The sequence below is a fragment of the Geminicoccus harenae genome (assembly GCF_019800005.1).
GTDB classification, from domain to species: Bacteria; Pseudomonadota; Alphaproteobacteria; order Geminicoccales; family Geminicoccaceae; genus Geminicoccus; species Geminicoccus harenae.
The window spans coordinates 1-14,202 of sequence record NZ_JABGCL010000044.1 but is presented as its reverse complement, the minus strand read 5'-3'; the positions used below and the strand labels follow the sequence as shown (position 1 = coordinate 14,202).

Below are 14,202 nucleotides of genomic sequence, written 5' to 3'. Positions count from 1 at the left end.
TCATGCCAGGAGCGCGCGCACGGACCGGATCACGCGCTCGACATCGGCATCCTCCATCTTGCTGTAGATCGGCAGGCTGATCATGCGCCGATAGGCGTCGGTGCTGGCCGGGAAATCGCCTGCCCGCAATGAGTAGCGGTCCCGCCAGTAGGGATGAAAATGCAGCGGCACATAATGGACGCTCGTGCCGATGCCCGCCTCGCGCAGCGCCATGATGAGCTCATCGCGCTGGATCCGGCTGCCCCGGCACAGGCGGATCACATAGAGATGCCAGGCATGGGTCTCCCCCGCCGGCGCCATCGCCGGCAGTTCCACCGGCAGGCAGGAGAAGGCATCGTCATAGGCCGCCGCAATGGCGGCACGTCGCTGCCGCATGGCCTGTGCGCGCGCCAATTGATGCAGCCCGATCGCCGCAGCGAGGTCCGGCAGGTTGTACTTGAAGCCGGGCGCCACGACTTCGTAGTACCAGCCGCCATTGTCGGTCTTGCCGCTGTAGCGGTCGAACACATCGCGATTGATGCCATGCAGGCGCATCAGCCGGGCCCGCTCGGCGATGTCCGCGGAACGGGTGACGATCATGCCGCCTTCACCGGTGGCGACCGTCTTGGTGGCATAGAAGCTGAACACGGTTGCCGCCGTATCGAGCGTCCCGATCAGCCTGCCGCCGCAACTCGTGGTCGGCAGTGCATGGGCCGCGTCCTCGACGATCTGGAGGCCATGCTTCGCCGCGATCTGGACGAGCGGGCCCATCGCACAGGCCAGCCCGGCATAATGGACCGGCAGGATCGCACGGGTGCGCGGCGTGATGGCGGCTCCGACCGCGTCCGGATCGATGGTGAGCGTGGCCGGGTCGACATCGACGAACACCGGGTCGGCGCCGAGATAGCTCACCACCTCCGCCGTGGCGGTGAAGGTGTGCACCGGGACGATCACTTCGTCGCCAGGCCCGATTTTCAAGGCCTCCAGCGCCAGGTGAAGGCCGGCGGTGGCCGAACTGACGGCGATGGCGTGCAGGTCGGCAGCGCCCAGGAACTCCTTGAACTCCCGCTCGAAACGCCGCGCCTTCGGGCCCGTGGTGATCCAGCCGGAGCGCAACGTATCGACGACTTCGGCTATTTCGGCCTCGCCGATGTCCGGCAGTGCGAATGGCAGATAGGTGCTTGGCGTAGTGGCGATGCTCATGCCGCCTGCACCTTCGCCTGGGTGCCGCTGGGACCGGCCACCTTCGCTTCCACCGCCATCTGGCCGCCCGGCACATAGCCAGGCACGTAGAACTGCAGGATGGCCTGCAGCGAGAGCGCGTCGCCCTGCGCGCATGCCTCGTCGATCGCGTGGAACGCCTTGCGCAGGGCGAGGTCGTCGACCCGCTGCGTCCGTGCCGCCAGAACACCGCTCGTGATCGCCGGCAAGCGGACCTCGCCCTTGTCGAACAACTCCTCATGGAGCTTCTCGCCCGGCCGCAGGCCGGTATAGACGATCCGAACGTCGCGATCCGGCTCCTTGCCCGCGAGCCGGATGACCTGGCGGGCGAGGTCCACGATTCGGATCGGCTCGCCCATGTCGAGCACGAAGATCTGTCCTCGGGCACAGTCCGCACGGATGCCGACTGCCGATGCCTGCAGGACCAGTTCCACCGCCTCGCGGATCGTCATGAAGTAGCGCATGATCTCCGGATGTGTGACGGTGAGAGGCCCCCCTTTGGCGAGCTGCCTTTGGAACAGCGGGACAACGGAGCCGGACGAGCCCAGCACATTGCCAAAGCGCACCGTCATGAACCGGGTCCGCTCCGGGCGCGGATCCACCGGCTGGAGCTCGTCGCTCCCGGCATCGAGTGCCTGGCAGTAGAGCTCGGCCAGGCGCTTGCTCGCACCCATGACGCTGGTCGGGTTGACGGCCTTGTCCGTCGAGATCTGGATCATCGCGCGGGCACCGCACTCGGTGGCGGCTTCCGCGACGTTGCGCGTGCCGAGTGCGTTGGTGTGCAGGCCCTCGATCGGGTTCATCTCGACCATCGGCACATGCTTCAGCGCGGCCGCATGGAAGATCAGCTCAGGGCAGTACTCGGCGAAGATTCGCTTGATCCGCTTGCGATCGCGGATGTCGGCCAGGACCGGGACTCCTACGATGCCCGGCGCCTTGGCAGCAAGTTCCTGCTCGACCAGGTAAAGATTGTACTCGCACTGATCGAGATAAACCAACATCCGCGGCTCGCATAAAGCGAGCTGGCGCATCAACTCGCTACCGATGCTGCCGCCGGCACCGGTGACCAGGATCCTGCGCCCCTTGATGAGGTTCCGGACCGAAGCATGGTCGAACCTGATCTGTGGCCGCCCCAGCAGTTCCTGGAGCGCGAACGGGCGCAGTTCGATCCGGCCGTCATCGACCGCCGCCTTGAAGTCGACGGGGTCCGGCAGGCGCAACAGATCCAACTGCAGCGCCTCGGCCTGGCTCATGACCCGGCGCAGCCGCGAACTGTCGATCCGTTCTGCGAAGATCAACCGTTCAGGCCGGCGGTTCCTTGCACCGAGTTCATGAACTACTCGAACAAGTTCCTCGAGGCTGCCGAGGATCGGCACACCTAGAATGTCACGGCCACGTGTCGCCGCGTCGAGATCCAGCAGGCCCAGAACTTGGTATCGCCCCTGAGGATCAGACGCCACGGCGCGGAGCAGCAGATCTGCACTTTCCCCGGTACCGGCGACGATGACCGGCACTCGGGACATCAGGTTTTTCGGAGAGGACGTCGTCCGGCTGCCCCAGATCCTGAAGGCGAAGCGTGGCCCACCCAGCATGACCAGCAATAGAAGCCACTGGATAATCGGCACGGTACGCGGCACTTCGCCCAGCCGATCGAACATGAATAGCAGCGGCAGAAAGATCAGCACCGCCAATGTAGCAGCGCGCAGTACAGTCGCCAGATCGCCTGCGGAACTATACCGCCATACGCCTCGATACGAGCCCAGCGCTACGAATACTCCGCCAGCGACCACGACAAAAGCCAGGGTGCTCCGCAGCATGTCCGGTCGCAGCAATACATCCCAACCTTCACGCAGCGTCCACGCCAGGGGGAATGAGAGCATGGCGACCAGAAGATCATGTAAGAGTATGACTACGATTCCCCTGCCCGAAATGAATCGATGAAAGATTCCTTCGGGGGTCACCGGAAGTGTCGTATGCATCGGCAGCGCCCCACCCGATTATACAGCTTCTTGCGGAATTCTTCGATTTACTTCAAGTAACTGTGAGGACATCCATCAAAATAATTCTTTGTATTATTTATTCAAAACTTACAAAATACACTTATGATTGCTGCATTGCCCAGAGGTAACACAACCTAGGGTACCCATCAAGGTAAAATCTTACTGAATCGCGACGAATTATCCATCATGACTATGGTTCTATCCAGAATAACCGTCTCATGACTTCATGGAATTACACATGAATTACCGTGCCTGCTAATTACCTGTGGTATTGTTCTTCTAGTTATCTTCTAATTGTTAGCATGTTGCTTAGGAACGTGTCGCACTGATCGTGACAGTTTTCAGATTTCTAGCTTATAATTGCACGGTTGCTGTTCCATGATGGGCGTTGGCTTGAAGGATCGGTTTGGGTCGAACCGCCGGAAGCAGTTGTTCTGGCTGAGACGGTTGCCACTGATGGAGGCCCTTGCTGCTCTCGGCTTGATGGACGAGAGCATCGGGCGCCGGCTGGAAACGGCAGACGTGGTCGCGCGGTCATCTCCTGGCGGCCCCCTGCGCCCGTGACGGCGGTGCTATCGAATGGAAGGTGCTGCAGGCCTGGAGACCGCAACGGTCGGCCCCGCCGCTCCCGGAGCCGATACCTCGTTCAGCATGAGGAAGCCCTGATCCTGAACTTGCACCGCAACCGGGCATTCAGGATCAAGGGACTTCGCACAGCCTGGAGCCGGCCTCCTGCCCAGACGCCGGCACCATAAGCTCAGGAAGAAGCACCTTACCCGCCGAAGGGGATTCGTGCGGCTGGCAGGACGGGGGCATGAAGCTGGGTGGGCAGGCTCTCTTGCCGGCGCCTGATGGGAGCCCCAGTCTTCATCCGCGCGCGTGCATTCCTTCGCTCCGGCTGCCGGGGCACGAGGTTCTCCAGCGAAAGGAGCCGCCATGTCCTGCCTGCGCCAACGGAACGCCCTGATCCTCGCCGCGATCCTGCTCGCGGCCAGTGCCCCTGCCGGGCGGGCGCAGCTCACCGATGCGCTCGAAGGTGCCATTGGCGGCGGCTCCTCGTCCGGCGGGTCGCTCCTGGAAGGGCTGGGAGGCCAGTCCGTGCCGGCACTGGACAAGGTCGGGGTCGGCAACCTCGCCGGCGTGCTCGAATACTGTGCGAAGAACGACTTTCTGGGCGGCAATGCCGGCGGGCTGAAGGACCAGCTGCTGGGCAAGCTCGGTGGCGAGGAGAAGGTGCAGTCGGATCCTGGCTACCAGGAGGGGCTGGGCGGCATCCTGGGTGGTGACAGCGGACAGAAGGTCGAGCTGGGCAATTCCGGCCTGAAGCAGCAGCTGACCGACAAGGTCTGCGAGGAAGTGCTCAAGTACGGGCAGTCGCTGATCTGACCGTTCCTGTTCCCGACGCGCCTTTGCCCTGACGGGGCGGCGTCGTTCTCGGGAGCGAGCTGTCGCCTGTGATCTTGATCGGGGCAACCCGAGCGTTTCGGGCTAGACTGCGGGCCGGGCGACTGGCCTCAGGATTGGTGGACCATGGATGTGCAGGCCTGGCTGCGCAGCATCGGCCTCGAGCGCTATGCCGAGGCGTTCCGGATCCACGCGATCGACGCGGACCTCCTGCCCCGGCTGTCGGCCGATGACCTGAAGGAGATCGGCGTGACCGCGCTGGGCGACCGGCGCCGGCTGCTGGACGCGGCCGCGGCACGCTGCGCGGGTACGGTGCCGGTCGGGGCGATCGTCGAGGGAGAACGGCGCCAGGTGACCGTGCTGTTCGCCGACCTCGCCGGCTACACGGCACTCGCCAGTGAGCTGGACGCCGAGGAGGTCCATGCGCTGCTCCAGCGCTTCCTCGGTCAGGTCGATGCGGTGGTTCACCGGCATGGCGGCCATGTCGACAAGCATATCGGCGACTGCGTCATGGCAGTGTTCGGCGTGCCGGTGGCCCATGGCAACGATGCGGAGCGGGCGGTAGGTGCAGCCCTCGGCATTCGTGACGCGATGCCGGTCCTGTCGGCGGAACTCGGCCGGAAAATGCAGGTCCATGTCGGCATCGCCGCCGGCCAGGTCGTGGCGGGCGGTACCGGCAGCAACGGGCATCGCGCCTTCACCGTGACCGGCGAATCGGTCAATCTCGCCGCCCGGCTGACCGATGCCGCGGCACCGGGCGAGATCCTGATGTCGGACGCGGTCCGCCGGAGCCTGGCCGGCCGGCTCGACTGCGAGGAGATCAGCGCGCTCCGGGTCAAGGGCTTCGCGGAGCCGGTGCGCAGCTGGCGTTTGCATGCGTTGCGGGCAGCAGCAGCCGAGCGCCCGCTGGTCGGGCGCAAGCGGGAACTGGAGCAGCTCCGGACGCTCGTCGTGGCCTGCCGCGAGACCGGCCAGGGCGCGACGATCCATCTCCGCGGCGACGCGGGCATCGGCAAGACCCGGCTGGTCGAGGAACTGCGCAAGCTCGCCCTGGAGGCGGGCTTCGCCTGCCATACCGGGCTGGTCCTGGACTTCGGCACGGGCATCGGTCGCGATGCCATCCGCTCGCTGCTGCGCAGCCTGCTGAGCCTCGACCTCGCGGCCGACGCGGAGCTGGCCGGCACCGCGGCTGCGGCCGCCCTCACGGACGGGCTGGTGGCACCCGACGACGCCGTGTTCCTGAACGATCTCCTGGACCTGCCCCAATCGACGGCAGAACGCGCCCTTCTTGCCGCCATGGACGATGCGACGCGCAGCATGGGTAAGCGGCGCGTGCTTGCCGGTCTGGTCGAGCGCATCAGCCGACGGCAGCCGCTGCTTCTGGTGGTGGAGGATCTGCACTGGGCGCAAGCACCGCTGCTGCCCTATCTCGCCAGGCTCGCGGCGACGGTCGCGACCTGCCGGGCCCTGCTGGTCCTGACCTCGCGGATCGAGCGCGATCCGCTCGACCGCGCCTGGCGAAGCAGCACCGGCAACGTCCCGCTCACGACGATCGATCTCGGCCCGTTGCAGCACGAGGAGGCGATGGTGCTGGCAGATGCCTTGTTCGACGCCGCCGAGCAGCACGCCCGGCGTTGCGTCGCACGTGCGGGCGGCAATCCCCTGTTCCTGGAGCAGTTGCTGCGCCACGCGGAGGAGCATGACGGGAGCAGCGTACCCGGCTCGGTGCAGAGCCTGGTGCAGGCGCGGCTGGACCGCCTTCCCCCATTGGACCGGTCGGCCCTGCAGGCGGCCTCGGTGCTCGGCCAGCGCTTCGAACGTGATGCTCTGCGCCACCTGCTGGCCCAGCCGGACTACGCGCCGGAGCGTCTCGAGCAGCACCTGCTCGTCCGCCCGCAGGGCGAGGCATTCCTGTTCGGCCACGCCCTGATCCGGGATGCCGTCTATGACAGCCTGCTCCGCAGCCGCCGTCGCATGCTGCATCGCCAGGCGGCTGCCTGGTATGCGGAGCGGGACGCGCTGCTCCACGCCGAGCATCTGGAGCGGGCCGGAGACCCAGGGGCTGCGGCCGCCTATCTGCGCGCGGCCGCCCAGCAGGCGGCAAGCTACCGGTATGGGCAGGCGCTGCGCCTGATCGAGCGCGGCCAGGCCCTGGCCGTCGAGCATGCCGACCGCTTTGCCCTGACCTGCCTCCGGGCCGAGGTCCAGCACGACCTGGGCGACATGGCGGCGGCGCGGCAGGCATTCGAGGCGTCACGCAGTATGGCCCGGAGCAAGGCTGAGCAGTGCCGCGCGCTGATCGGGCTGGCGATGGTCAAGCGGATCATCGACGACCTGGACGGTGCCGCCCTGGATCTGCGGGACGCCGAGGCCGCGGCGATGGCGGCCGACCTCCTGGCCGAGCAGGCCCACATCCATTTCCTGCGCGGCAATCTCTGCTTCCCCCAGGGCGACATCGCCGGCTGCCTGAGCGAGCATCGGCAAAGCCTGGAGCTGGCACGGGACGCCGGCTCGGCAGAGGCGGAAGCCGCGGCATTAGGAGGGCTCGGCGACGCCGAATATGCCAGGGGCCGCATGCGCAGCGCCTATGCCCATTTCCACCGCTGCATCGAGCTTTGTCGCGGGCATGGCTTTGGCCGGATCGAGGTCGCCAACCTGCCCATGGCTGCCTTCACCCGCCTGTACGCAGGCGATGTACGGGGCGGTCTGGCCGACAGTCTCGATGCCATTGCCGCCACGGCACGGGTAGGCCATGGCCGCGCGGAGATCATCGCTCACCATTCCGCCTGTCTTTGCCAGCTCTCGCTGGGCGATCCCGCAGCGGGACTGCGCCACGCCGAATCGGCCACGGCCCTTTCCCGACGCCTGGGCGCGCGCCGCTTCGAGGGAGAATCGCTGGCGTTCCGCGGCGAGCAGTTCCATGCCCTCGGCCGATGGGACGAGGCCCATGCCGATGTCGTGGCGGGCCTGGCCATCTGCCGCGAGACCGGGATGTCCTATGTCGGGCCGGTGGTGCTCGGCATCCTGGCCAAGATCACGCCCGATATTGGGGAAGCGGAGGCGGCGCTCGAGGAGGGCCTAGCCCTGCTCCAGAACGGCTCGATCAGCCACAACCACCTCCTGTTCCTTGCCAATGCGATCGAGGCCTGCCTCGCCCGTGGCCACTGGGCACGCGTGGAGCGGTTTGCGCAGGCGCTGGAGAACTACACTGCTCCAGAGCCGATGCCCTGGGCGGACTTCCTCATCGCCCGGGGCCGCATCCTGGCCGCACATGGACAGGGCGACTGCGGAGACGAGGTGACGGCCGGGCTGCGGCGGCTCCTGGCCACGGGCGAGAGGATCGGGCTGCTCGCCATGCTGCCCCTGGTCCGGGCGGCGCTGGGCAAGGAGCCATGAAGCGGATCGTCGCGCGCTGGGCGGGCTGGGACGGCGGCTCCCTGGAACATCTCGTCCTCACGCTCGGTGCCGGGGAGATCGTGGCCGATGCAGTGCATGTCTCGGGCCAGGACGACGGCTATGCCGCCCGCTACCGGATCGTCTGCGATGCTGCCTGGCGCACCCACCTGATGGAGATCGAGGTCACCGGGGCTGACCGCCGCCTGCTCCGCGCCGACGGCCGGGGCAACTGGACCGATGGGCAAGGCCGAGTGGTATCGGTGCTGGCAGGCGTGATCGACCCGGACCTGTCGATCACGCCCTTCACCAACACCCTGCCGATCCGCCGCCTCGGCCGGCCCCCGCCCGGCGGCACCGCGATCGAGACAGCCTGGGTCTCCTTCCCGGACCTGGCCATCCACCGCGACCCGCAGCGCTACACCTGCCTGGGGCCCGGGCGGCGGTGGCGCTACGAGTCCCGCGATTCCGGCTTCAGCCGGGAGTTGGAGATCGACGCGGACGGGCTGGTCGTCAGCTATCCCGGCCTGTTCCGCCGGATCGCCTGAGGCTCAAACGAGGCGCTCCTTCAGGAAGGCAGCGATCTCGGCGATCTGTTCGTCCGCCTGCGGCAGCATCCGGCTGAACATGATGCAGGCGTGGGTGACCCCCTCCCACAAATGGTAGTCCACCGGAACGCCGGCCGCCTCGAGCTTCGGCACGATCGCCACCGTGTCGTCCTTGAGGGGATCGAGCTCGGCCGCCGAGAGGTAGAGCGACGGCAGGCCGGACAGGTCCCTGGCATGCAGGGGGGCGGCATAAGGGTCCGTCCGGCCCGCCCGATCCGGGACGTAGGCATCCCAGAACCACTCCATGGTGGCGGTCGAGAGCAGATAGTCCCCGCCGCCCCAGTCCCGGTGCGACTGGGTGCCGTGATCATCGGCATAGACGCCATAGATCAGGGCGCCCGCCTTGAGCTTCGGCCCGCCCTCGTCGCGCAGCCGGAGCAGGACTGCCAGCGACAGGTTGGCGCCGGCACTGTCGCCCGCCACCGCGAGCCGCTCCGGATCGGCGCCGAAGCGCCAGGCTTCCGCATGGATCGCCTTCACCGCGTTCACGCAGTCGTCGAGCGGCTCCGGGAACGGATGCTCCGGCGCCATGACATAGTCGACGCTGATCACCCGCATGCCGCTGGCATTGGCCAGGCGCCGGCAGACCCCGTCATGCGTGTCCAGCGAGCAGATCACCCAGCCGCCGCCATGCAGGTAGATGATCGCCGGGCCGGTGGCGGGAGCGCCCTCCGGCACGTAGAGCCGGACCGGCACGCGCCTTGGGACCGTGTCGAGCAGCAGGTCCTCGACGCGCGCCACCGGCGGATTGCCTTCGTTCCAGTACGCGTTGCGCTCGATCGAGAGCCGCCGCGCCTCCGCATGCGGATAGTTCTCCCAGGGCGGCAGGCCCTGCTCCGCCACGAGCTTCAGGATCTCCGCCATCTCCGGCACCGGCGCTGCCGCCATCTCGCTCCTCCCTGTCCGACCAGTTGGCCGCGGCAGGCTGGCACGGCCCGCAACCGGCGGCAACGAGGGCGACTGCCGGCAGAGCCGCTACGCCGCTCAGTACAGGCGGAAGAAGAACCGGCCGGATGGGTCGACCAGGAACTGGTGGCGGCGCCGCTCGTGATGCCAGGGCCGCTTGTGGTGCCAGCGCCGGCCGTGGCGCCAGTCCCGGTGGTGGCCCCGGTCGTCGCGCCAGTGGCGGCGTGGCCCCCAGCCATGCCAGTCCCGCCGGTGCTTGCCGCGCAGCCAGGGCGCTACCCGGTCGCCATGGCGGCGGCCATGCTGCCAGTGCCGGCCGCCGTCGTCGCGATAGTGCCGCCCGCCGTCGTGGCGGCGCTCCCGCCCGTCGGCCAGCACCGGCACCGCGACCAGCAGGGCCAGCAGGGCCAGGCCGGCCGTCCTGCCCAGCGTCCTCGTGGCGTTCATCGGCTTCTCCTCCTGACGGCCGGCATGCCGGCCACATGGCGGATGTCCCTAGCATGAGCGGGCTGACCGGCTGGTGAACGCCATTGTCAGGCTGCATTCAGCTATGACGGCGCATAAGCTCTGGGCCATGCCCGGGATCATGCGCTCCATCCTCCTGCTCCTGACGGCCGGCCTGGTCGCCCAGCCGGTGCCGGTGCCTGGCAACGACCTGATCCAGGGCTTCACCGCGCCGTCGCGCGGGGCTGGCCGGGCGCTGGAGCGGGGCAGCGACAACCCGTTCGACCAGGACGCGCTCGGCAGCGCCAGGCGCTCAGGCGACATCCTGCCGATGTGGGACGTGGTCCGGCGGCTGGGGCCGGAGCTCAGCGGCCAGGTGGTGGCGACCGACATCGTCCAGCGGGACGGCCGCTGGCTCTACCAGTTCCAGGTGCTGCGCCCGGACGGGCGGCTGGTCCGGGTGCTGGCCGACGCCCATACCGGCGCGCCGGTCCGGGGCGGCAGATAGGGGATCCGTTGCGGTGAAAGTGCTGGTGATCGAGGACGAAGCGGCGATCGCGGGCAGGATCGTGCAGGCCCTGGCGGCGGCCGGCTTCGTGCCCGAGCAGGCGCAAGACGGCGAGGATGCCCTGTTTCGCGCCACCGAGGAGGAGTTCGCCGCGATCGTCCTGGATCTGGGCCTGCCGCTCCTGGACGGGCTGTCCCTCCTGCGCCGGATGCGGGCTGCCGGCAGAACCACCCCGGTCCTGATCGTGAGTGCTCGGGCCAGCTGGAGCGAGCGGGTCGAGGGGATCGACGCCGGGGCCGACGACTATCTGGGCAAGCCGTTCCGGGTCGAGGAGCTGGTGGCCAGGGTGCGCGCCCTGGTCCGCCGTGCCCACGGCCATGCCCATGCGGTGCTGACGGTCCGCGGCATCGAACTCGACACGCGAGCGCGCACTGTCGCGGTGGACGGGGTGCCGGTGGCGCTCACCGCCGCGGAATACCGGCTGCTCCACCTGCTCATGCAGAATGCCGGGCGGGTGCTGAGCCGCCAGGAGCTGGCCGACCAGCTCTATGCCGAGCACGAGGAGCGCGAATCCAACACGCTGGAGGTGCTGGTCGGCCGGCTGCGCCGCAAGGTCGGCGAGGACGCGATCCGCACCCGACGCGGCCAGGGCTACCTGATCGTCGCCGACGAGGCCGGTGGGTGATCGCCAGGTCCCTCAAGCTCCGGCTGATCCTGGGCTCGGCGGTCTGGATCCTGGTGGCGCTGCTGACCGCCGGGCTGGCCCTGCAATGGTTCTTCCGCGACCTGGCCGAGCGCCGGCTGGAGGAGGAGCTGGTCCGCCACCTGGACCAGATCACCGGCCGCCTCGCCATCACGCTGGACGGGGCCGCCCGGCTGGAGGCTCCCTTGAGCGACCCCCGCTTCGCCACGCCCTTCTCCGGGCTCTACTACGTGGTGATCGGCCCGGACGGCCGGGCGGTCCGTTCCCGTTCGCTGTGGGACAGCGAGCTCGACCTGCCGAAAGAGCCGCCCGCCGGGGCGGACGGGATCGCCAGCTACGAGCTGATGGCCGACGGTGCCGGCCCGGTGCGGGTGGTCGAGCGCCAGGTGCGTGCCTATGACGTGGCGGGGGAAGCGAGGATCGCGGTGGCCGCCAGCATCGGGCCGCTGGTCGCCGATGTCGCGAGCTTCACCCGGTTCCTGGTCACCAGCCTCGCCATGCTGGGCCTGCTGCTCCTGCTGGCCGCCTTTCTCGCCGTCCGGCTGGGCCTGTTGCCGCTGGACCGGCTGGGCCTGGAGGTCGCGCGCATCCGCAAGCGCGAGGCGGAGCGGCTCGGCGCCGACGTGCCGAGCGAGCTGGCGCCGCTGGTGGACGAGCTGAACGGCCTGCTCGCCGACAACCGGGCGATGGTGGAGCGCGCCCGGCACGATGCCGCCGACCTGGCCCATGGCCTGAAGACGCCGCTGACCATCCTCAATCACGAGGCCGAACTCCTGGCCGTGGGCGGCGATCCCGAGCTGGGCCAGCGGCTGCAGGTCCAGGTCGAGCGGATGCGGCGGCGCATCGACCAGCGCCTGGCGCGGGCGCGGGCCCAGGCGAGGCTGCGCTCGGGCGAGGTCGTGGCGGTGGCCCCGGTGGTGACCGGGCTGGCCCAGGTCGTGCGCCCGCTGCTGGAACGGCGGGGCCTCCGGCTCGAGCTGGATCTGGCGCCCGGCCTGCGCTTTGGCGGTGCCCGCGAGGATCTGGAGGAGATGCTGGGCAACCTCCTGGAGAACGCGGCGAAATGGGCCGGGCAGCGCATCCTGGTGACCGGTCGCCTCATCGAAGGCCGGCTGGTGCTGGGCGTGGCGGATGACGGGCCGGGCCTGCCCGACGCGGATCGCACGCGGGCGCTGGCCCGAGGCGGCCGGCTGGACCAGCAGACGCCCGGCGACGGGCTGGGCCTGGCGATCGTGGGCGACCTGGTCGAGCTGCATCGCGGCCGAATGACGCTCGACCGCGCCCGCCTGGGCGGCCTGCAGGTCACCCTGACTCTGCCGGCCGGCGGCGAATAGCGACTGGTCCATCGGCTTCAGCGCGAACTTGACAGGAACGCCGGCCGCCCCTACGTCCACGCCCGTGTGGCGGCGTAGCTCAGTGGTAGAGCAAAGGACTCATAAGCCTTGGGTCGGGGGTTCAAATCCCTCCGCCGCTACCACCCCTTCGGGCGGCACCCGCCCGTCAGTCTGGCCAGCCGGCCGGGCGCAGCCCCGGACCTGATCCTTGACGAGCGACCGTATCGGGTTCCTGGCGGGGCTTTCGGCCTATTCGCTGTGGGGCCTCTACCCCTTCTACTTCAAGGCGCTGGACCATGTGGCGAGCGTCGAGGTGCTGGCGCACCGGATCGTCTGGTCGCTAGTGATGCTGGCCCTGTTCCTGCCGCTGCCCGAGATGCGGCGGGACGTGGCGAGGGTGTTCCGCACGCCCAGCCTGCTGCTCGGCATGCTGTTCTCGGCCCTGATCATCGCCAGCAACTGGCTGGTCTACGTGATCGCGGTGCAGACCGGCCATGTGCTGGAGGCGAGCCTCGGCTACTTCCTGTCGCCGCTGACCTTCGTGCTCCTGGCGCTGCTGGTGCTGCGCGAGCGGCTGCGGCGCCTGCAATGGCTGGCGGTCGGGATCGCCGCGTTCGGCGTGCTCTGGATGATCGTCCATGCCGGCGTGGTGCCGAAGATCGCCCTGTTCCTCGGCATCTCCTTCTCGATCTACGGCCTAGTGCGCAAGCGCCTGCCGGTGGGACCGCTGGCCGGCCTGTTCCTCGAATGCCTGTTCGCCCTGCCGCTCGCCGGCGCCATGTTCCTCTATGCCGAGGCCACCGGCGGCATCGTGTTCACCCGGCTGGACCTGTCCACCGACCTCCTGGTGATGCTGGCCGGCTTCTTCACGATCGGCCCGCTCTGGCTGTTCAACGTCGCCGCCAAGCACCTGCCGCTCACCACCCTCGGCATGCTCCAGTACATCGCACCCACCCTCCTGTTCTTCGTCGGTGCCTTCGTGTTCGCCGAACCGGTCGATTTCGGCCGGCTGATGGGCTTCGTCCTGATCTGGGCAGCGCTCGCCATCTACAGCCTGGACGCGCTGAGGACAGCACGGCCGGCACCGGCAGCCTGACTGGCACGGACCTGTCGGCCGGCGCGGCAAATCCTCGTTTCAGGAAGCACTGCTCGTCTTGTCAGCCTGAGACAGTGGCACGGCCACCAGCCGGCGGTTCAAGCTGCGTTCTTCCTACATGGGATGCCATGAAGTCCGTACGACGGCGTCGACGAACACTTGCAGCGGCAGCAGGTTCGGAGGACGCCACGCCGAATGGTCCGGCAGCCCTGTCGGCAGTGTCAGGCCGATACCAGTGGTGGCGCGGTCCCATCACCGGCAGCCGGCCATGCGATGGCCTGCTGTCCAAGGATGGCAGACGCTCCCATGGCAGGACGCGGGACAAGTTGGCGGTAAGACCTTGCGCGCTGGCGTCGTACGCTGCTCCCCCATGGATGACGCAAGCAGTGCAGCGGCAGGCCACCGCTCCACATCACGAAAAAATGGCGCGATGCCCGTCTGGAGCATCGCGCCGGCTGGACCGTGACGGTCCGCAAGGTCACGCGGAGGGAAAGGATCGGCTCAGGCGGCGTCGGCGACCTCGGTCCTGACGGTTGCCCGCTTCTTTTCCTGGACGCGGGCCAGGCAGTCCATGCGGCGCAGGGCGGGCTCGTCGAGCTTCATGGC

11 protein-coding genes and 1 tRNA gene are annotated in these 14,202 nt (G+C 68.3%); 8 read left to right on the top strand and 4 right to left on the bottom strand.

Annotation, left to right across the window (positions count from 1 at the left end; translation table 11 throughout):
• Both HLA95_RS24145 and HLA95_RS24140 read right to left on the bottom strand, forming a co-directional pair.
• Complete coding sequence (locus tag HLA95_RS24145; RefSeq protein WP_191057623.1) at positions 1-1,182, bottom strand: DegT/DnrJ/EryC1/StrS family aminotransferase; 1,182 nt, start codon at positions 1,180-1,182, stop codon at positions 1-3.
• Entirely contained in the window at positions 1,179-3,080 is a 1,902-nt protein-coding gene (locus HLA95_RS24140) for a polysaccharide biosynthesis protein (protein ID WP_191057622.1), read from the bottom strand. Before HLA95_RS24140 ends, HLA95_RS24145 begins: the two co-directional genes overlap by 4 nt.
• A 1,056-nt stretch (positions 3,081-4,136) precedes the next feature.
• Between HLA95_RS24140 and HLA95_RS24135 the strand changes: the two genes are divergently transcribed.
• The 3 genes from HLA95_RS24135 to HLA95_RS24125 all read left to right on the top strand — a co-directional run bounded on the left by HLA95_RS24135 (position 4,137) and on the right by HLA95_RS24125 (position 8,545).
• Entirely contained in the window at positions 4,137-4,586 is a 450-nt protein-coding gene (locus HLA95_RS24135; RefSeq protein ID WP_191057621.1) for a DUF2501 domain-containing protein, read from the top strand.
• A 144-nt stretch (positions 4,587-4,730) separates the two neighbouring features.
• Entirely contained in the window at positions 4,731-8,000 is a 3,270-nt protein-coding gene (locus tag HLA95_RS24130; protein WP_191057620.1) for an adenylate/guanylate cyclase domain-containing protein, read from the top strand.
• The gene (locus HLA95_RS24125; protein ID WP_191057619.1) at positions 7,997-8,545 is read left to right on the top strand and encodes a putative glycolipid-binding domain-containing protein; all 549 of its coding nucleotides are present in this window, start codon (positions 7,997-7,999) and stop codon (positions 8,543-8,545) included. Before HLA95_RS24130 ends, HLA95_RS24125 begins: the two co-directional genes overlap by 4 nt.
• 3 nt (positions 8,546-8,548) lie before the next feature.
• Here HLA95_RS24125 and HLA95_RS24120 read toward each other — a convergent pair whose 3' ends face one another.
• Positions 8,549-9,493, bottom strand: a complete 945-nt coding sequence (locus tag HLA95_RS24120; RefSeq protein ID WP_191057618.1) for an alpha/beta hydrolase — start codon at positions 9,491-9,493, stop codon at positions 8,549-8,551.
• A 96-nt stretch (positions 9,494-9,589) separates the two neighbouring features.
• A complete protein-coding gene (locus tag HLA95_RS24115; RefSeq protein WP_222184808.1) occupies positions 9,590-9,958 on the bottom strand; it encodes a hypothetical protein in 369 nt (122 codons plus the stop codon).
• A 103-nt stretch (positions 9,959-10,061) separates the two neighbouring features.
• On the opposite strand from HLA95_RS24115, the gene HLA95_RS24110 reads away from it, so the two are divergent.
• From HLA95_RS24110 to rarD, 5 genes are all read left to right on the top strand, one after another.
• Positions 10,062-10,463 (top strand): PepSY domain-containing protein, encoded by a 402-nt coding sequence (locus HLA95_RS24110; RefSeq protein ID WP_191062031.1) that lies wholly within the window; start codon positions 10,062-10,064, stop codon positions 10,461-10,463.
• Between the two features lie 13 nt (positions 10,464-10,476).
• On the top strand, positions 10,477-11,148 hold the full coding sequence (locus HLA95_RS24105; protein ID WP_191062030.1) for a response regulator transcription factor: 672 nt from the start codon (positions 10,477-10,479) through the stop codon (positions 11,146-11,148).
• Positions 11,145-12,500, top strand: a complete 1,356-nt coding sequence (locus HLA95_RS29000; RefSeq protein ID WP_222184807.1) for a sensor histidine kinase — start codon at positions 11,145-11,147, stop codon at positions 12,498-12,500. Before HLA95_RS24105 ends, HLA95_RS29000 begins: the two co-directional genes overlap by 4 nt.
• A gap of 68 nt (positions 12,501-12,568) precedes the next feature.
• A tRNA-Met gene (locus tag HLA95_RS24095) sits at positions 12,569-12,643 on the top strand.
• Positions 12,644-12,708: 65 nt separating this feature from the next.
• Positions 12,709-13,596: an EamA family transporter RarD gene (gene rarD / locus HLA95_RS24090; protein WP_191062117.1), complete on the top strand. Its 888-nt coding sequence runs from the start codon at positions 12,709-12,711 to the stop codon at positions 13,594-13,596.
• Positions 13,597-14,202 lie beyond the last annotated feature (606 nt).

Coding starts and splice junctions, on each gene's coding strand:
- HLA95_RS24125 (WP_191057619.1), top strand. CDS start 7,997: ATGAAGCGGATCGTCGCGCGCTGGGCGGGCTGGGACGGCGGCTCCCTG.
- HLA95_RS24130 (WP_191057620.1), top strand. CDS start 4,731: ATGGATGTGCAGGCCTGGCTGCGCAGCATCGGCCTCGAGCGCTATGCC.
- HLA95_RS24120 (WP_191057618.1), bottom strand. CDS start 9,493: ATGGCGGCAGCGCCGGTGCCGGAGATGGCGGAGATCCTGAAGCTCGTG.
- HLA95_RS24135 (WP_191057621.1), top strand. CDS start 4,137: ATGTCCTGCCTGCGCCAACGGAACGCCCTGATCCTCGCCGCGATCCTG.
- HLA95_RS24110 (WP_191062031.1), top strand. CDS start 10,062: ATGACGGCGCATAAGCTCTGGGCCATGCCCGGGATCATGCGCTCCATC.
- HLA95_RS24115 (WP_222184808.1), bottom strand. CDS start 9,958: ATGAACGCCACGAGGACGCTGGGCAGGACGGCCGGCCTGGCCCTGCTG.
- HLA95_RS24145 (WP_191057623.1), bottom strand. CDS start 1,182: ATGAGCATCGCCACTACGCCAAGCACCTATCTGCCATTCGCACTGCCG.
- HLA95_RS24140 (WP_191057622.1), bottom strand. CDS start 3,080: ATGCTCTCATTCCCCCTGGCGTGGACGCTGCGTGAAGGTTGGGATGTA.